This is a genomic window from Microbulbifer mixtoriginis (SeqCode), assembly GCF_052467515.1.
In genome coordinates this window covers 2,861,496-2,878,744 of sequence record NZ_CP174314.1, presented here as the reverse complement: position 1 = coordinate 2,878,744, position 17,249 = coordinate 2,861,496, and the positions used below count along the sequence as shown (strand labels likewise).

Sequence of the window (17,249 nt, the reverse complement as noted above, 5' to 3'; positions counted from 1 at the left end):
ATCTAACCACAAAATTGATTTTTGTTGCCTGAGGTTTGTCTTACCGGCCGGAAACCCGCATGGTTCCTTGACCCGCTACCGGGCAGTTGGTATAAAACGGGCCTTATTTGGCCGGCGCTAAAATTGCCGGTGGTTAGAAAGTTACGAGTAGGGATGCCTTGCCTGAGGGCATGCCCTAAACATATTTAAAAGAACAGAGGGATTAAGCGTGAATAAGTCCGAACTGATTGAAGCTATTGCTGAGTCTGCAGATATTCCTAAAGCTGCAGCTGGCCGTGCTTTGGACGCAATGGTTGACAGCATTACTGATGCGCTTAAAAAAGGCGATCAGGTTGCCTTGGTGGGCTTTGGTACTTTTGCAGTAAAAGAGCGTGCAGCCCGCACTGGCCGCAACCCACGCACTGGCGACCCGATTGAAATTGCAGCGGCAAAAATTCCTAACTTCAAGGCCGGTAAAGCCCTGAAAGACGCCGTAAACTAAGTTTCGGTGAACTTCGAAACCTTGTAAAAGTCGAAGTGCAAAGAGGCGTGTCAATTTCGATACGCCTTTTTTGTATCTGCTAACAGTTGAACAATTAGAGTGAAAATTCGGAGCTGAGCATGCTTCAGTCCATGCGCGATAACCTGAAGGGAACGGCAGCCATTATTGTTGCGGCATTCTTTGGGTTCATTATGGTCATTGGGGGAATCGATTTTTTTACCGGTGCCAGTGGTGGTGCCACCGACGCGGTCGCCGAGGTCAATGGTGAAAAAATCACTAATATGGATTTGCAGCGGGCCATACAAAACCGCCGCAGTATGATCATGAGCCAATACGGAGAGGATGTTCCGGCGGACTTGATCAGTGATGAGCAGCTGCGTGAACCGGTTTTACGCCAATTGATTTCCACTTCAGTCATGCGCCAGGCTGCTCAGGAGAGTGGTATGGTGATGAGTACCGCTGCGGTTAATAAGGCGATTACCGATATTCCGGCCTTCCAGGTCAACGGTACCTTTAACACCCAGCTATATCGTGATGCCTTACGCCGTATGGGGTATAGCACAGCTAGTTTCCCGCAAATTGTTGAGGGCGATCTGTCTTTGCAACAATATGCGGATAGCGTTACTGCCAGTGCCTTTACCACCAAGGAAGACGCTGAGCAGATAGTTGCAGCCTCTATGGAAGAGCGCGACTTTTCCTACGTTGTGTTGCCTGTGCAGGAGTTATTGGCCTCTACAGACGTTAGTGATGCTGAAGTTGAGCAGTATTACCAAGCCAACCAGAGTCAATACCAGCGGCCTGAGCAGGTAGCGGTTGAGTATATTGAGCTGACTCCGGAGGTTTTTGCCTCCAACATTGATATCTCTGAAGAGGATGTTCGCGCTCAATATGACCTGGAGCTTGCTAATTTTGGTTCTGATCTTCGCCGTCGTGCAGCGCATATTCTTTTGGAAGATGCAGATCAGGAAAAATTGAATGAAATTCAGGTGAAACTCGACGCCGGTGAAGATTTTGCTGAACTGGCCAAAAGTTACTCGGAGGATATTGGTTCCCGTGATGAAGGGGGAGACCTCGGCTTCACTACTGGCGATGTATTCCCGCAAGCTTTTGAAGAGGCCCTTGCTTCTCTGGAAGTTGGGCAGGTATCTGCTCCAGTTACCACTGATAGTGGCACTCATTTTATTAAGCTCTTAGAAGTGGAAGAGAGTGAGCCGCCGGTTTTTGAAGAGCGTAAGAGCGCTATTGAAAATCAGTTGCGTACTGCGGCAGCGGAAAGAGAGTTTTTGGATGCCCTGAGTCGCTTGGCAGATCTGGCCTACAATGCTGAAAGCTTGGAAGGCCCGGCTGAGGAATTAGGGGTATCCTTACAAACCAGCGGTCTTTTCTCTCGCTCAAATGGTAGTGGGGTACTGGCTAATGGCCAGGTAGTAGAGGCTGCTTTTTCTCCAGAGGTGATGGAGGACGGCAATACCTCTGATGTGCTGAATCTCAATAATGAGCATTCTGTCGTATTGCGAGTGACAGACTCCAAACCTGCAGGTATTTACCCGCTGGAAGAGGTGCGCGAGCAGATTGTTGATGTTCTGAAGCGTGACAAGGCGAGTGCTCAGCTTGCCCAAAAGGCGGAAAGCTTGAAAGAAAGTTTGGCAGCTGGCGGTGATTTTGCTGAGCTGGCCCAGGAGCAGGGCTTGACCCTGGAGGCTAGTGATAAGACTCGTCGAGGTGGTTTCGGTGAGCGCGCTGAGATTAATAGCAAGGCTTTCTCTATGCCTGTGCCTACGGCAGGTTCTGAGGAGTTGGCTGTTTTTGCAGTGAGCAACGGCAACCAGATTGTTTTGGCATTGCGTGATGTGCGTCCAGGAGACCTCTCCCAGCAGAGTAAGGAGCAGCGCCGAGCCTTGATGCAGCAGTTAGCATCAGTGAATGGTGGTGCAGAATTGGCTGCAATTCGCCGTTACCTGTCTGATCAGGCCAAAGTGGAGCTTAGTTCTACAGGCGAATAGCAGGTAAGCCTGTATAGGCCGGTCAATTTGGCCAATAAAAAACCCGGCTTTTGCCGGGTTTTTTATTGGGGTTAATACCGCTTGGAAAAAAGATTAGCTGTTATGTGCACTATCGACGAAGAGAGTTAAACGCTGGCCGGGTTGTAGATATTTTGACTTGGGAATTTTGTTCCAGCGTAAAATATCGTCGATTTTGATACTGAACTTATTGGCAATTCGGTAGAGGGAGTCTCCGCTTCTTACCTTGTATGAGAGTTTGCGAGTGGTACGGTTGCTGCTACCTGAATCCCCATTGTAGGCAACCAGTGTCCGGCCTGGGCGAAGGGTGTCCCCTGGAGCCATGCTATTCCAGTGAGCGAGCTCCTTGACGCTCACTTTCAGTTTGCGCGAGATGGCCCAAAGGCTGTCACCGGGTTGTACTGTGTAGCTCGACCTCTGCCCTTGGCCAGTAGCTTGGCGCTGTTTCACTCTCTGGTCTACGGTGTACGCATACTGGCCCTCTGGACCAGAGGCGCTAGGGATAAGTAGGGTTTTACCCGCGCGAATATTGTTGTTTCGCAGCTTGTTGGCTTCACGAATGGCAGAGATGGTTGTCTGATAGCGTCGCGCGATGGTAGAAAGCGTATCTCCGCGGGCGATAGTATAGCGCTCCCAGGTTACGCGTTGCTCTACGGGCAGTTCTTCCAAGGCCGACTCAAAGTGCTCTAGGCTTTCTACTGGGATAAGCAGGTGGTGATTGCCATTGGGGTCAGTGGCCCATCGGTTAAACCCGGGGTTGAGTAGATAAAGCTCATCCAACTCGATTTGAGCAAGCTCTGCGGCTTGGGAAAGATCTATCTGGCTGCCAACGTTGACGCGGGCATAGTAGGGTTCGTTAGCGACTTCGTGTAGAGGTACCTTGTAATGCTCTGGGCGGGATACTACCTCAGCAAGTGCTAGAAGCTGTGGTACATAGCGTTTTGTTTCGCGTGGTAACTTGATTTCCCAGAACGAAGTTCCTCGTCCTCTGCGGCGGTTGCGCTCTATTGCGCGACGCACAGTTCCTTCCCCAGCATTGTAAGCTGCTAGAGTAAGCTCCCAGTCGCCATCAAAACGCTCGAATAAGTATTTGAAGTATTTTACGGCTGCGCGGGTCGATTCATGTACATCTCGGCGTCCGTCATACCACCAATTTTGCTGGAGGCCGAAAGAGCGACCGGTGGCGGGGATAAATTGCCACATTCCGGAGGCTTGTGCATGAGAGTAAGCAAAGGGATCGTAGGCGCTCTCCACTATAGGTAATAAGGCGAGCTCAAGAGGCATATTTGCCTGCTCTAACTCCTCTGCAACATGAAAGATATAGCGGCGAGACCTCTCTGTAACCCGCGACATATAGCCTTCATTACGAGAGAAATAAGCGATGTAATCCTGCACCTTCGGATCTTCGGTGCGGTGATTGAGGCGAAATCCCCGGCGCAGGCGCTCCCAGATATCTGTAGGGGGCGGGGCTGCTTCCGTGGAAATAGGGGAAGATATCTCAAGGTTTTTTGCAGGGCTGGTTTCTTGCGTCTGCTGACTTTCGCTATCGGGAGATGAGCCAGTCTCAGGTATTTGCGAGCAAGCTCCAACCGTAGCGGCCAGCAATGCTGCGGCAAAATTCTTGTGAACCATGTTTGATATCCGCGAGTAATTCTTTTAATTCCCACTCAGCTCGCGCGAAGGCGCTTATTTTTTGCTAACACTGAGCATTGGATCATAGCCTTCTGATTCTAATTAGTGGGAATAGTTTCGGTCAATGTAGATGGATAAAAAACAGACAGTATTTGAGGGCACTAAGCTGCTGGTCGTGACTTATGGGGTTATGGCCACCTCTATTAGAAATGGTCTTTCCAGTCGCGAAGGCTGGAAAATATTTCAACTTCACTGAGCTCTTCGGGCGTTTCCCGCCCCAGATGATGGGCACCACTTTGAGCAACCTCTGGAAATTGGCAGCGTAAGAAAGGGTTTGTTGCCAGTTCCTCGGAAATGCTGCTAGGCAGGGTTGGCTCGCCGGATTGCCGCAAGGTTTGGGTGTGGGCTAGTCGTTCACTAACCGCAGTATTTCCAGGCTCTACAGTATGGGCAAACCGGAGGTTGCCGAGCGTGTATTCATGGGCACAGTAAACAAGGGTATGTTTTGGTAGTTTGGTTAGCATTTGTAGGGAATTGAGCATCTGCTCTGGGGTTCCCTCAAATATGCGGCCACAGCCGGCGGCAAAAAGTGTATCGCCACAAAATAGATGAGGCTGCTGACTGCCGCTAGCAGATTCCTCTTTCAGAATTATCGCTAAGTGGTCCAGGGTGTGGCCGGGAATACCTCGGACTTCAGTTGGTAGTCCTAACAGTAAAAATGTATCCCCGTCGGCAATTGGATTGGTTACTCCCTTGATGGATTTGGGGCCGAACACTGGGCACCCGTAATGCCTATGCAGTGTTTTGATGCCGCCTGTATGATCATAATGATGATGAGTAATTAATATGCCGCTTAGGGGGGCTTCCCCTAAGGTCTTGATTACCGGCTCGGCTTCACCGGGATCGACGACCCAGTGCTCACCATCCTTCTCAAGATGCCAGATATAGTTGTCATTCAATGCGGAAATAGGGGTTACGGAGAGCATATTTGTTCTGCCTGCCAACTCAATGCCGGAACGATATCATGGATATTAACCGAAAGGTGTAAGAGGAGGGTGCTTACCTAGCAGCAAGCTTTCTATAGTGTCTCGTAAATGAATGATCGACATGATGTTAAACTGCATAGCATTTAGAGCTAACCACCATAAAGGATGGCTACGGGAGGGCAGGATAATCAATTTGATTTCTGCCTGGTTCTTAAGGAGAGTGAATGACTGATAAGTCCAGATCTCGTGAGTCGATAGAGTCATCGCTATTGCGCAAAGCCAGTCCGGCCCTTTCTCACTGGTTTTCAAGCAGTCTAGGGCAGGAGATTCTTTCTCAGCAATTGGCGCTGACCCAGCCTTTGGTTGAAGGATTCTTTGGTTACCATCTATTGCAGGCGGGGGTTACTGATGCCGTAGATTTTGCCGCATCTAGCCGTATTAATCATTGCTTCCGCTTGGCGGTTTGCCCGGAGCAGCAAGGGGCGGCTATTGTAGAGATGGAACACCTGCCACTCCCCTCTGAGTCAATTGATGTGGTCCTTTTACATCATTTGCTGGACTTTTCCACTCATCCCCATCAAATTTTGCGTGAAGCGGCGCGAGTACTGATACCTGGCGGTCACATGCTGCTAATGGGGTTCAATCCCTTTTCTTTGTTGGGTCTATCGCGCCTGTTATTTTCACGTGGAGCCTATCAAAAAGGCAATCAATTGAGGGCAGCCAGGATTGCTGACTGGATGAATCTGCTGGATCTCCAGGCTGAACAGATGCATCGAGGCTTCTTCCGCCTGCCTTTACAGCAACGTGAGCTACTCGCTAAGTCGGCCTGGATGGAGAGGCTCGCTAATCGCCTGCGCTTGCCTTGGGGTGGCTTTTACATCATAGTCGCGCGCAAAGAAGTGGCGCGGGTGCGGACAATCAAGATAGATTGGCGCGCTGAGCGTAAGCCTGCCTTGGTAGCAACACCTACAAGTCCCCGTGTCGCTGCACGGGGAAAACATCAGAAGCGATAGCTCTGGGGGAGTCTCCAGAAGCTGATTTACTCCTATTTCTGGCACTGATTTTGAAGCAAATTACTATCTACACAGATGGCGCCTGTCGTGGCAACCCGGGTCCAGGTGGCTGGGGAGCTCTACTGGTTTACGGAGAGCATGAAAAAGAGTTATGTGGAGGGGAGTCCCATACCACCAATAACCGTATGGAGCTGATGGCTGCGATCAAGGCATTGGAAGCCCTGAAGCAGCCCTGTGAGGTTGAATTACATACCGATTCCCAATATCTAAGGCAGGGGATCACTGGTTGGATCAATAACTGGAAAAAGAATGGTTGGAAGACTGCGAGTAAAAAGCCAGTAAAAAATGCCGATCTCTGGCGTCAGTTGGATAAAAGTGTTGCCAGGCACCAGATCGAGTGGCACTGGGTGAAGGGCCATGCTGGCCACCCTGGAAATGAGCGGGCTGACCAGTTAGCCAACCGTGGCATAGATGAGCTGTAATTCTGACGGGGAATGAGTTATGCGCCAGGTTGTACTGGACACCGAAACTACCGGCCTAGATCCCAAGAATGGCCACCGAATTATTGAGATAGGCTGTGTGGAGCTTGAAAACCGTAAGCTTACAGGGCGTCATTATCATCAATATATCAACCCCCAGCGGCAGGTTGATGATGGGGCGATTGAAGTTCACGGTATCACCAACGAGTTCCTTGCGGATAAGCCCGTTTTTGCGCAGATCGCCGATGAATTTATGGCTTTCTGCGAGGGCGCTGAGCTCGTTATTCACAACGCCCCGTTTGATGTTGGCTTTATTAATGCCGAGCTAAAGTTGTTGGGCAGTCCACGCTGGCAGCATGTGAATGCTCATTGCAGTGTGTTGGATACTCTGGCCCTTGCGCGAGAAAAGCATCCTGGTCAAAAGAACAACCTGGATGCGTTGTGTAAACGTTATTTCGTCGACAATTCACAGCGAGATCTGCATGGCGCTCTGCTAGATGCGGAGATACTTGCCGACGTCTACCTGATGATGACTGGAGGTCAAACCGATTTGGGGTTGGCTCAGGGGGGGGGTGGGCAAAGCTCTGAGGAGAGTGAGCAGGCAAAGGCGGAGAGTGTATCATCGGTAATTCGCAGGCTTTCGCAGAATCGGCCCTCTCTCAGGGTAATCCAGGCTTCGGGACATGAGCAGGAAGCGCACCTGTCTATGCTTGAGCTGTTGCAGAAATCTGCTGGGAAGCACTTCTGGTAAGCAATAAAAAAGCCCGCTAAGCGGGCTTTTTTATTGCTGGTTACTCTTCTTATCATTGGGTCATAGCTTTGGGGCTGCCGGCTAATACTGGGTATTTGCCGGCGAATTATTCTCTAGAGGGTGTAAATCACACAAAACAGAGCTACAGCACTGAGTACTAATGTATAGGGTAGGGCCATAATCACCATGCGACCGTAGGATAGGCGGATGAGGGGCGCAAGGGCCGACGTCAGAAGAAATAAGAATGCCGCCTGCCCATTAGGTGTGGCAACACTCGGTAAGTTGGTACCAGTATTGATGGCAATAGCTAGTTTGTCGAAGTGCTCCCGAGTTATATCGCCAGCAACGAGAGCCGATTTAACTTCATTGATATATACGGTGGCGACAAACACGTTATCACTGATCATGGATAGAATACCGTTGGCAACAAACAGTAAAGCCGGTTGTTGTTCAGGCTTTTGCGATAGTACGAAGTGAGTCACGGGTTCAAATAGATGTTGTTGATGAATGACTGCAACAATCGCGAAGAACACAACTAAAAGTGCAGTAAAAGGCAGCGCTTCTTCAAAGGCATGGCCGATACGAGCTTCTTGAACCACCCCATTAAAGGCCGTTAGCAATACAATAATCATCAGGCCAATCATGCCAACTTCTGCAACGTGGAAGGCCAGGGCGAATACTAGAACTAGTGCAACAATACCCTGTATCCAGAGCTCAGCAACCTGGGCGCTGGTACGTTTGCTTTCTTCTTCCTTGGAGAAGTTTACTAAAACTTCCCTAACCGCTAGGGGAAGCTGTACGCCGTAACCGAATACCTTGGTTTTTTCCAAGACTACGCAAGTTATTAGTCCGGCAAACAGGGTGGGGATGGTCACTGGAGCCATTTGTAGGAAAAACTGCACAAATTCCCATCCGGCTTTCTCGGCAATGAGGAGATTTTGCGGCTCGCCCACTAAGGTACACACTCCGCCGAGTGCGGTACCGACAGCGCCGTGCATGATCAGGCTGCGCAAGTAGGCCCGGAACTGATCTAAATCCTCACGGTGATACTCGACCACATGCTCATCGTTGGAGTGATCGTGACTGTGGTGGTGATGGGGTTGTTGTGATGCAACCCGGTGGTATACCGAATAAAAGCCAACAGCAACGGCAATCAAAACAGCTGTTACGGTAAGTGCATCCAAAAAGGCGGAAAGCACAGCTGCCACTGCGCAGAATAATAGTGACAATAGGCTTTTAGAATTTACATGAATAAGGATCTTGGTGAAGACAAATAGTAACAGGCTCTTCATAAAGTAGATGCCTGCCACCATAAACATTAGCAACAAGATAACTTCTATATTCTCTACTACCTCGTGGTAAACCGCATCAGTACTGGTCATGCCCATCAACACGGCTTCGATTGCAAGCAGCCCGCCTGGTTGCAATGGGTAGCATTTTAAAGCCATGGCCAGGGTAAAAATAAATTCCCCGATTAGCACCCAGCCGGTGATGAAGGGGCCGCTGACATAGAGTAGGAGAGGGTTTAAAAGTAGGAAGGCGGCGATGGTTAATTTGTACCAGTCCGGAGCCTCACCGAGAAAATTATCTGCAAAAGCCCGGCCAAAACCGCTTCCAGACGCGGTAATTGCATTGTTGTAGGTGTTCATCATTTACTTCCATGGTTTACCCAGTTAAGGGCCAAATTGGAGTGTTGGAATTGATTGGCGAATAGCAGTGATATGCCTACTCCCCTTTCTCTTCCCCTTGCGGCAAAGCTGTTAATTTTTGTACTGATTGTTTTTTGTGCGCAAGAACAAAATGCGTACAGACGCAAATATCAAAATAGCAAACGCTACTGGGTTTTCCGGAAAATTCAAGTAATTTAGGACTGTCTGCCTTATTGCCGGGGGTTTTGTCGAATATTCGGTGGAATTTGTCTGCGGAAAGGTGGACTCTTTTCGCTATTGGTATAAATTGCCGTTTATTAGGCCTACTCCACAGGAGTTGGTTGTTTTTTGTTCGGTTACAGGAAGAATGTAGTGGTGCAGGCAAAAAGTGAATTGCGCAAGATCAACGTCACTTCTGTCAATGTAGTCAAGGACGAGCTGGTTGTTGCAATAGACAATGCCGCCGCTCACTTGGATAAATTTGCAGCAGATACCACCCAGAAACAGTCTTTGGAGCAGTGTGTCGCTGTTCTTAGGCAAGTGAGTGGAGTGCTACAAATGGTGCAACTCCATGCGGGTGAATTGCTAGCGCAGGAAAAGATCGCCGCTTTGACCGAGGTGCTGGAGGGGCGCCAACAGCCTACAGAAGAGCTGATGGAAGCCTTGGGTACGGGTTTTTATGTGCTGGGTCGTTATCTTGACTTCGTGCAAAACCGAGCGATTGCGCGCCCAGAGCTGTTAATACCTTTTATTAACAATTTACGTGCGGCGCGTTCCGAGCCTCCTGTGCCAGAGAGTCACTTTTTTAGCTGTAATCTAAGTGCTTCGATACCTGGCCTAGGGGCTTCGGCGGTAATGTCCGAAGATCTTCGCAGTTTTGTGCGCAGATTTCGTCATATGTACCAAGTTGGTTTATTGGCGCTGTTGCGTGGAAAGCCTCGGGGCCCCGCTTTCACGATGATGGCGCGAGCACTAGAGCGTATTGCCAGTATTACCACAGGCCGCCCCAATGGGCGCCTATGGCTGGTAGCTGGAGCGGCACTTAGCGGCATGGCTGCGGCTGAAATGCGGATCAGCCGTTCGCGGGTGATGGTTTTTAGTATGTTTGACCGCTGGCTGCGTGCATTACAGAAAGAGTGTGATACGGCCCTGGATCAACCGGCTCCGCCAATTCTTTTAAAAGAATGTATCTATTGGCTGGCTCTTTCACGCCCTGATAAAAGTGGAGAGAAACTGCTTGATGCTTTTTCTGCGGAGGAACTCGAATACACTGAGGATGAACTGGAAAGAGAGCGCGCAAGCCTCGGTGGCCCTGGTGCAACGGCTATTGCTGCAGTTGCGGGTGCCCTTGATGAAGAATTGTCTAGTGTGCGGAGAATGCTCGATGACATCGAGATGATCGGTGTATCGGGTATTGATGAAGATGATGGCCTGACCACTACCCTGCAAAAGGTTGCCGGCACCTTACAAATGCTTAATTTCAGGCGGATTGGAGAGAGCCTGCGTAATGCCATAGCTGAATATCAGAGCGCAGCAGGTGCTGGTGGCTCCGTTGCGGATGCAGCGTTGCAAAAGCTTACAGGCCAAGTGCTCATGGTAGATAGTACTGTGCGGGCGTTAAAGCAAAGCACCAGTATTGATCTTGATGAGTACGGTCATGCGGATATTGCATTTGAGTGCAGCCAGCTGGCCGAGGCCGAGGTGGCAGTACTTAAAGAGGCGGAAGCGGGCCTTGCCCTCATCAAGCGAGCGCTGGCTGCCTATGCAGACTCTGGTTTTGATCACGGGCATATCCGCAATGTCTCCACCACTTTAAATTCCGTTCGAGGGGGGCTGATTGTGCTCAACCTCCGCCGTGCCGCGGCCGTGGTTGAAGGTTTGCTGAACTTTGTTGAAAGCTCGGTGGATAGGCATGATGCGGCCCCTGAGGTGGAGCAGCTGCTGGATATTTTTGCCGATGCGATTATTAGCCTGGAATACTACCTGGGCGAAGTAAAGCTACATCGCCAGGCAGATGTTCAATCTCTGAATCTTGCAGTGGAGAGCTTGGCAGCGCTAGGTTGTCCTGTTGAAACGGCCTAACTTGAGAAAGGAGTCACTTTTTGGTTGATCGTTTTGAGCCTGCCGCAAATGTTTGGGAGGCTCCCGAGTTCTCCCAGCAAATTATTGTAGCGGAGGGCCTGGTTCTCTGTAGTGGAGACCGGTTCATTCACGAGGTGGATCAACTGCCACCTACTACTGCTATCTCAAGCCACTATCTCGGTGAGCTGGGAGGTCGCAGTTGCGGTGTTAGAGTACTTTCAGCTCAGTTTGAGATTCATGGGCATGACTGGCGTAACCTGCGTAGTCTGCTTACTTCGACAGAGGAGTATCTATTTGCTTTAGCTGGCCGAGCTCTGCAGGTGGCTTATTGGGATCGAGATCACCGCTTTTGCGGCCGCTGCGGCACAGAAACCCATTACCATTCTCTAGACAGGGCCAGGACCTGCCCAAATTGTCAGTTGACGGTTTACCCAAGAATTTCTCCTTGCGTAATCATGTTGGTTACCCGTGGGGAGGAGTGCCTACTCGCTCGCCATGCCAATCGAAGAAATATCACCTATACCGCGCTGGCTGGATTTATTGAACCAGGTGAAAGTGCAGAGCAGGCTTTAAGGCGAGAAGTCCGAGAGGAAGTTGGACTTGAGGTGGGAAAACTCAGGTACGTCGGTAGTCAACCCTGGCCTTTTCCGGGGCAGTTGATGTTGGGATATCTGGCGGAGTGGCAGGGGGGGGAGCTATGTCCCGATCCAAATGAGATTGAGGAGGCTCAGTGGTTCCACTATCGTTCGCTGCCAGCTATTCCGCCAGTGCAAACTTTATCTGGACAGTTGATTCATACGTTTTCCAATTTATTGGCAGGTGGATTGAAGCTGTAGACCTTCCGTTTTTAAGGAATTGGCAGAGAGGAGTTAAGTATCATCATGTATATCGTGATCACCTTCCTAATAGCGGTAGTGGCTCTGTTCCTCGTCTTTTGGGGAGCGAGGGTACTATTGAGTGGCTCTTGGGTGATGGGTTTTTTGCGCGGCTCTGTAGGGCTGGTTTTCTTTGGCTTGGCCCTTTGGATCGTTTTGGTTGCTGCGGATGTATACAGTTATCGAAATCTAGGTAATGAGCATAGCGTTGGCGTTGTGTCATTTAAAAAGATCGCGGAGCAACAGTTTGAAGTGAAGTTTTCTGATGCCGATGGTATTTCGCAAAAATTTGAGCTGTATGGAGATCAGTGGCAATTGGATGCCCGCATGCTGAAGTGGCAAGGCCCTTTGATACGCTGGGGTATCGAGCCAGCTTATCGCCTGGATCGCCTGAGCGGTCGTTATCTTACCTTGCAAGACGAAAGAGTACGCGAACGCTCTGTGCATCAAATTGATGGCACCAATTATGGGGTTGATATTTGGCAGTTTGTACGAGGGTTTGATAAAAATCTTCCTTTCGTTGATGCCGTCTACGGGAGCGCAACCTTTTTGCCCATGGAGGATGGTGCAGTTTATGAGGTGCGTATCAGTCACAGCGGCTTGTTGGCGCGACCATTAAATCAGCAGGCGACCACTGCCTTGGATGGTTGGCAGTAGGGCGGCTAAATAATTTTTAATTTGCATGGCAGCAATCTGGAGTATAAGTGGAATTTTTAATTGAATACGGCCTGTTCCTGGCAAAAATAGTAACTGTTATCGTTGCTCTGATGGTGTTGATAGGTTTTATTTTTGCTAATCGAGAGCAGCTTAAAGAGAGGGTGCAGGGACACATCAGTGTTACTCGATTGAATGACCGCTACGAGCAGTTTAAAGAAACTCTGCTCGAAGCCGTTATGGAAAAGCACGAGTTTAATCAGCGTAAAAAGCAGCTGGCAAAGGATAAGAAAGCTGAGGAAAAAGCCCTGGCTAAAAAACATAAAGCGGCGGCCAAAGAGAAAACCTCCAAAGAGGGCAATCTAGGCGGTGAGACGAAAGAGCCACAGGCTGATGCCCGTGAGGCAGAGAAAATCTCGGATTCGACAGATGGGCGCAAGCGTATTTTTGTCACCCACTTTAATGGCGACATCAAAGCCAGTGAGCTTTCGCGTTTGCGGGAGGAAATTACTGCAATTCTTCAAGTTGCAGAGGCTGGTGATGAGGTGCTGCTCTGTTTGGAAAGCCCCGGAGGAATGGTGGCCAACTATGGTCTGGCCGCAAGCCAGTTGGCACGTGTACGTAGTGCGGGCATTCAGCTCACTATTGCAGTGGATAAAGTGGCGGCAAGTGGCGGTTATATGATGGCCTGCGTGGCAGACAGAATTCTTGCCGCACCTTTTGCAATGTTGGGCTCTATCGGTGTTTTGGCACAGCTGCCTAACTTTAATCGCTTGCTAAAGCGTCACGATGTGGATTATGAGCTTTTCACTGCGGGTGAGTTCAAGCGCACAGTAACCATGTTCGGAGAAAATACTGAAGAGGGACGTGAGAAGTTCCAGAGTGATCTGGAGGAAATACATGTACTTTTCCAGCACTTTATCAGTGAGTACCGCCCCAACTTGGATGTTGCCAAGGTTGCGACAGGAGAAGTTTGGTTTGGGCAAAAGGCTCTGACAATGGGCCTTGTGGATGAGCTGAAAACATCTGATGAGTACCTGACAGATTGTGCTAAACATGCTGACCTGTTTCAGGTGGAATACAAAGAGAAGAAAAATATCGCCAAGAAAATGGGGTTGGCTGCTGAGGCCGGGGTAGAGTCGGCCCTGACACGTCTATTCTCAAGATTGAGCGCATGGCGTCATCACGCCCAGTAAGAGATGTCGACAAGGGCAATTTATAGGGAAGTTTGTCATTAGGATAAAGCAGGCATGAATAGTTCTCAGGAAAGGGAGTTTCGGGCCATTAGGGTGGAAGAGGTGGCCGCAGGAAAATTTGATCAGCTACTGGTGAAGCGACATCTCCGAGATTTGCCCAGTAACCCCTTGTTGCTTAGAGTTTCCTATTCCTCTCTGAACTACAAGGATGCTATGTCTGCATTTGGAAACCGCAGTATTACCAGAGAGTACCCGCACACTCCAGGGATTGATGCCGTAGGCTCAGTACTCGAAGACCAAAGTGGTAAATTCACGCCAGGAACTGAACTCTTAGTCACAGGTTATGATTTAGGCATGAATACCCCCGGTGGCTTGGCGGAGGTTACTGCTGTTCCCTCTGAGTGGGCTCTGCCGCTTCCTGAGGGGCTCAGCGCCAGGGAATCTATGGCGCTTGGTACTGCTGGGTTAACCGCTGCCCTCTGTGTGGACCGGCTATTGGAGGCTGGAGCCATGCCAGAAGATGGTGAAGTATTGGTCAGCGGTGCTACTGGAGGAGTCGGGTCAATTGCGGTGGCGCTGCTGGCAAAGTTGGGCTTTCGAGTAGCTGCGGTGACCGGGAAACTTGAAGCGGCAGACTTTCTCGCTGAATTGGGTGCTTGGAAGGTACTTGATCGAGATACTTTAGCGCCATTTGCCAACAAGGCCATGGCTAAACCCTTATGGGCTTGGGCTGTAGATACAGTAGGCGGGGAAACCCTTTTTAATGTGGTTAAATCCCTAGCATACGGTGGTGGTGTAGCGGCATGTGGTATGGCTTCGGGCGCACAGTTTCATGCAAATGTATTCCCTTTTATTTTGCGAGGTATCAGTCTGCTGGGCGTTGATAGTGTAGAGCTGCCAGTAGAAAAGAAAGCCGCGGTTTGGCAAAAGCTAGCTGGCCCATGGTATATCGGCGATAAGCTAAAACTTATCGCGGAAGATATATCACTTGAACAGGCACCGGAATTTCTGGCACGGTTACACCGAGGCCATGGCATCGGCCGCTATGTCGTTAATATGGCACTTTAGATTTCTTGAGTATTTCAGGGTTTATTTGGAGAAAAAATTACAGCTGAACAGGCGAATGACAGTCATATGCCTCTTTATATAAGTAATGGTGTTTGTCTGTGCCTGTGCTTTTCAATAGCCTTATAGCCAGTAGCGTGATTTATAGCCTGTTTCTGTTGGAAGATGACAGTGTCTCAAGGTAACGAAAAGTCCCTGATTCCGGTGCAGAACAGCGCGTTAGTGCTCTCGGGTGGTGGCGCCCGTGCTGCTTATCAGGCCGGGGTTCTCAAAGCCCTAGCAGAAGTTGTGCCCGAAGATAACCCGCGCCCTTTTAAAATTATTTGCGGCACATCTGCTGGCGCTATGAATGCCATGATGCTGGCCGCTCACCCAGGTACATTTAAAGAAGCGATCGAGAGTATGTGCTCGGTGTGGATGAACCTGAGTGTGGAGCGGGTGTACCGCACTAGCTGGTTTAGCTTAATTAGTAATTTATTGTCTATTAGCCGTTCGCTGTTTAATCAGGGTGTTGGGAGAGAAAAACCTCTTGCACTTCTCGATAATTCCCCCTTGCGTCAGCTTTTACTGGATGTAATTAATTTCGATAATATCCAAAAAAATATCGACGCAGGCCATCTACACGCAACTTGCATTAATGCGCTTTCATATAGTGAGGGCGAGTCGGTGAGCTTTTATCAAGCTGCGGATGGTGTGAGAGGTTGGCAGCGCTTTCGCCGGTTTGGAGTTTCCACCCGCTTGACGGTGGATCACCTGCTCGCCTCATCTGCAATCCCCGCAATTTTTCCTGCAGTAAAAATCGACGATATTTACTACTGTGATGGTGCAATTCGTCAAATGGCTCCCATCAGCCCGGCCTTACACCTTGGAGCTAAGCGTGTCTTTATCGTAGGTGTTTCCGATAACCGCTCTCCAGTTCACTGGGGTAGTCGGCGTAGCAATAATCAGGTCCATTCTCCCTCAATGGCCCAGATTACTGCTCAGTGGTTCAATGCTGCTTTTATTGATAGCTTGGAAGGGGATTTGGAACATTTGGATAGGGTTAATACCTTACTGGATTCTGTGGAAGAAGATAAATTTGCCGATCTCTCTCCTCTTCGGCCAGTAGAATCCGTGGTTATTGAACCATCGCAGAGTCTCGCCAGATTGGGAGGGAGAAAATTAAAGTATCTACCGCCGGCGTTGCGTTGGTTATTTCGCTCCACAGGTGCGACGCGGTCTGGAGGCGGAGTCTCCGCGGCAAGTTACTTGCTTTTTGAGCGGCCCTATATTGAGGAGTTGATTGAGCTTGGCTACCAGGATGCAATGTGGGAGAAAGATAAATTGCGCTATTTCTTGAGGCCTCAGCCCAAACTTGAGGTGGAGCGAAGAGGTCTCTTTGGTTCACGTAAAAAGAGTATCGAGGATCAGCTTGGGCAGGGAGATGTTTCGTCGTAATTTGGACTGCCTGCTAACGATTTGAATTAAGTGTGATTTCTATTTAGGAGATCTCACTCGAACACAGTGTTTCTTGGTTTTCTAATTTTATTCCCTTTGCTTCAGTGGTTGAGTGCATCAGACCAGCCAAATGTCTGCAGAAGCTTCATGAACTTTCCACGTGGTTCGGCCTGTAATACTAATAGTTTTTGACTAACTGGGTGCTGTAATTCTAATTTTACGGCATGTAGTAGCAGTCTCCCACAATTAAACTGCTGAGAAAAAAAATGGTTGTGGGAAGATTTTCCGTATTTGGGGCAACCAATTAAGGGGTGGTGAATATGCTTGAAGTGTCTGCGGATTTGATGTCGGCGACCAGTTTTCAGCTGAATTTCTACTAGTGAATATCGGCTGGTGGGATAGCGATCCACCTCATAAGGTAATTCTATGGTGGCGAGCCGCTGAAAGAGGGTGATGGCCTCCTGGCGGGGAAGCTCTGACTTGGGGCGTTTCCTCTGGTGTTTAAAGTCTGCTACCGGTGGGAGTGGGTAATCAATGGTCTCCTGTTCGGGGCAGTATCCGCGGCAAACAGCAAGATATTTCTTTAGGGAGCCCTTACCTTCCAGTTGATGTTGGAGCTGAGCGGCGACCGCACTGCTTTTGCCAAAAATAATAACTCCAGATGTAGGCTTATCTAGTCTGTGAACTGGGTATAAATGATAACCACTTAGATTGCGGAGGTGCTGCAGGAGGATACGTGTCTCGTGACGGTCTATCTCGGAACGGTGAACGAGCCAGCCTTCAGGCTTATAAGCGGCAAGCAGGTGTTCGTCCTCATAGATAATCTCTGGTTCACAACTCATGGTTTGATCTGATACAGGCTCATATGTCGGCTGCTTAGTGTATTGCTGAAACGTAGTGATTGCATATAAAAAATGCCTCAGTTAAT

Annotated in this window: 15 protein-coding genes; 11 read left to right on the top strand and 4 right to left on the bottom strand. The window is 49.5% G+C overall.

Annotated elements, in window-relative coordinates:
* The first annotated feature begins 208 nt into the window (after positions 1 to 208).
* On the top strand, positions 209 to 481 hold the full coding sequence (locus tag ACJJIT_RS12240) for an HU family DNA-binding protein (protein WP_067086576.1): 273 nt from the start codon (positions 209 to 211) through the stop codon (positions 479 to 481).
* A gap of 119 nt (positions 482 to 600) precedes the next feature.
* The gene (locus ACJJIT_RS12235) at positions 601 to 2,484 is read left to right on the top strand and encodes a SurA N-terminal domain-containing protein (protein ID WP_444898564.1); all 1,884 of its coding nucleotides are present in this window, start codon (positions 601 to 603) and stop codon (positions 2,482 to 2,484) included.
* 93 nt (positions 2,485 to 2,577) lie between these two features.
* On the opposite strand, the gene ACJJIT_RS12230 is transcribed toward ACJJIT_RS12235, so the two are convergent.
* Both ACJJIT_RS12230 and gloB read right to left on the bottom strand, forming a co-directional pair.
* Positions 2,578 to 4,134: a LysM peptidoglycan-binding domain-containing protein gene (locus ACJJIT_RS12230; RefSeq protein WP_444898563.1), complete on the bottom strand. Its 1,557-nt coding sequence runs from the start codon at positions 4,132 to 4,134 to the stop codon at positions 2,578 to 2,580.
* A 203-nt stretch (positions 4,135 to 4,337) separates the two neighbouring features.
* On the bottom strand, positions 4,338 to 5,120 hold the full coding sequence (gene gloB / locus ACJJIT_RS12225; RefSeq protein ID WP_444898562.1) for a hydroxyacylglutathione hydrolase: 783 nt from the start codon (positions 5,118 to 5,120) through the stop codon (positions 4,338 to 4,340).
* A 224-nt stretch (positions 5,121 to 5,344) separates the two neighbouring features.
* On the opposite strand from gloB, the gene ACJJIT_RS12220 reads away from it, so the two are divergent.
* From ACJJIT_RS12220 to dnaQ, 3 genes are read left to right on the top strand one after another with little or no spacing between them, the layout of a single operon-like run.
* Positions 5,345 to 6,133, top strand: a complete 789-nt coding sequence (locus tag ACJJIT_RS12220) for a class I SAM-dependent methyltransferase (protein WP_444885412.1) — start codon at positions 5,345 to 5,347, stop codon at positions 6,131 to 6,133.
* Between the two features lie 50 nt (positions 6,134 to 6,183).
* A complete protein-coding gene (gene rnhA, locus ACJJIT_RS12215) occupies positions 6,184 to 6,615 on the top strand; it encodes a ribonuclease HI (protein ID WP_444898561.1) in 432 nt (143 codons plus the stop codon).
* A 19-nt stretch (positions 6,616 to 6,634) separates the two neighbouring features.
* Positions 6,635 to 7,363 carry a DNA polymerase III subunit epsilon gene (gene dnaQ / locus ACJJIT_RS12210; RefSeq protein WP_444898560.1) on the top strand — a complete coding sequence of 243 codons (729 nt, stop codon included), beginning with the start codon at positions 6,635 to 6,637 and terminating at the stop codon, positions 7,361 to 7,363.
* A 113-nt stretch (positions 7,364 to 7,476) separates the two neighbouring features.
* On the opposite strand, the gene nhaB is transcribed toward dnaQ, so the two are convergent.
* Positions 7,477 to 9,012, bottom strand: a complete 1,536-nt coding sequence (nhaB, locus tag ACJJIT_RS12205) for a sodium/proton antiporter NhaB (protein ID WP_252085388.1) — start codon at positions 9,010 to 9,012, stop codon at positions 7,477 to 7,479.
* A 372-nt stretch (positions 9,013 to 9,384) separates the two neighbouring features.
* Here nhaB and ACJJIT_RS12200 point away from each other — a divergent pair, with 372 nt between their 5' ends.
* From ACJJIT_RS12200 to ACJJIT_RS12175, 6 genes are all read left to right on the top strand, one after another.
* Positions 9,385 to 11,094, top strand: coding sequence for a hypothetical protein (locus ACJJIT_RS12200; RefSeq protein WP_444898559.1), 1,710 nt, complete (start codon positions 9,385 to 9,387; stop codon positions 11,092 to 11,094).
* 20 nt (positions 11,095 to 11,114) lie between these two features.
* The gene (gene nudC, locus ACJJIT_RS12195; protein WP_444885409.1) at positions 11,115 to 11,930 is read left to right on the top strand and encodes an NAD(+) diphosphatase; all 816 of its coding nucleotides are present in this window, start codon (positions 11,115 to 11,117) and stop codon (positions 11,928 to 11,930) included.
* Positions 11,931 to 11,975: 45 nt separating this feature from the next.
* Complete coding sequence (locus tag ACJJIT_RS12190) at positions 11,976 to 12,626, top strand: cation/multidrug efflux pump (protein ID WP_444888614.1); 651 nt, start codon at positions 11,976 to 11,978, stop codon at positions 12,624 to 12,626.
* Between the two features lie 47 nt (positions 12,627 to 12,673).
* The gene (gene sohB, locus ACJJIT_RS12185; RefSeq protein WP_252085392.1) at positions 12,674 to 13,819 is read left to right on the top strand and encodes a protease SohB; all 1,146 of its coding nucleotides are present in this window, start codon (positions 12,674 to 12,676) and stop codon (positions 13,817 to 13,819) included.
* 54 nt (positions 13,820 to 13,873) lie between these two features.
* Positions 13,874 to 14,887, top strand: a complete 1,014-nt coding sequence (locus ACJJIT_RS12180; protein ID WP_252085393.1) for a YhdH/YhfP family quinone oxidoreductase — start codon at positions 13,874 to 13,876, stop codon at positions 14,885 to 14,887.
* A gap of 168 nt (positions 14,888 to 15,055) precedes the next feature.
* Positions 15,056 to 16,321, top strand: coding sequence for a patatin-like phospholipase family protein (locus ACJJIT_RS12175; protein ID WP_444888615.1), 1,266 nt, complete (start codon positions 15,056 to 15,058; stop codon positions 16,319 to 16,321).
* 101 nt (positions 16,322 to 16,422) lie between these two features.
* Here the strand turns inward: ACJJIT_RS12175 and ACJJIT_RS12170 are convergent, their stop codons facing one another.
* Positions 16,423 to 17,163: a pseudouridine synthase gene (locus ACJJIT_RS12170; RefSeq protein ID WP_444898558.1), complete on the bottom strand. Its 741-nt coding sequence runs from the start codon at positions 17,161 to 17,163 to the stop codon at positions 16,423 to 16,425.
* Between the last annotated feature and the right edge of the window lie 86 nt (positions 17,164 to 17,249).

What these genes read in the sequence shown, in the direction of transcription:
- ACJJIT_RS12220 (WP_444885412.1), top strand. Translation starts at nt 5,345, where the DNA reads ATGACTGATAAGTCCAGATCTCGTGAGTCGATAGAGTCATCGCTATTG.
- ACJJIT_RS12170 (WP_444898558.1), bottom strand. Translation starts at nt 17,163, where the DNA reads ATGAGTTGTGAACCAGAGATTATCTATGAGGACGAACACCTGCTTGCC.
- ACJJIT_RS12190 (WP_444888614.1), top strand. Translation starts at nt 11,976, where the DNA reads ATGTATATCGTGATCACCTTCCTAATAGCGGTAGTGGCTCTGTTCCTC.
- gloB (WP_444898562.1), bottom strand. Translation starts at nt 5,120, where the DNA reads ATGCTCTCCGTAACCCCTATTTCCGCATTGAATGACAACTATATCTGG.
- ACJJIT_RS12230 (WP_444898563.1), bottom strand. Translation starts at nt 4,134, where the DNA reads ATGGTTCACAAGAATTTTGCCGCAGCATTGCTGGCCGCTACGGTTGGA.
- dnaQ (WP_444898560.1), top strand. Translation starts at nt 6,635, where the DNA reads ATGCGCCAGGTTGTACTGGACACCGAAACTACCGGCCTAGATCCCAAG.
- ACJJIT_RS12235 (WP_444898564.1), top strand. Translation starts at nt 601, where the DNA reads ATGCTTCAGTCCATGCGCGATAACCTGAAGGGAACGGCAGCCATTATT.
- ACJJIT_RS12180 (WP_252085393.1), top strand. Translation starts at nt 13,874, where the DNA reads ATGAATAGTTCTCAGGAAAGGGAGTTTCGGGCCATTAGGGTGGAAGAG.
- nhaB (WP_252085388.1), bottom strand. Translation starts at nt 9,012, where the DNA reads ATGAACACCTACAACAATGCAATTACCGCGTCTGGAAGCGGTTTTGGC.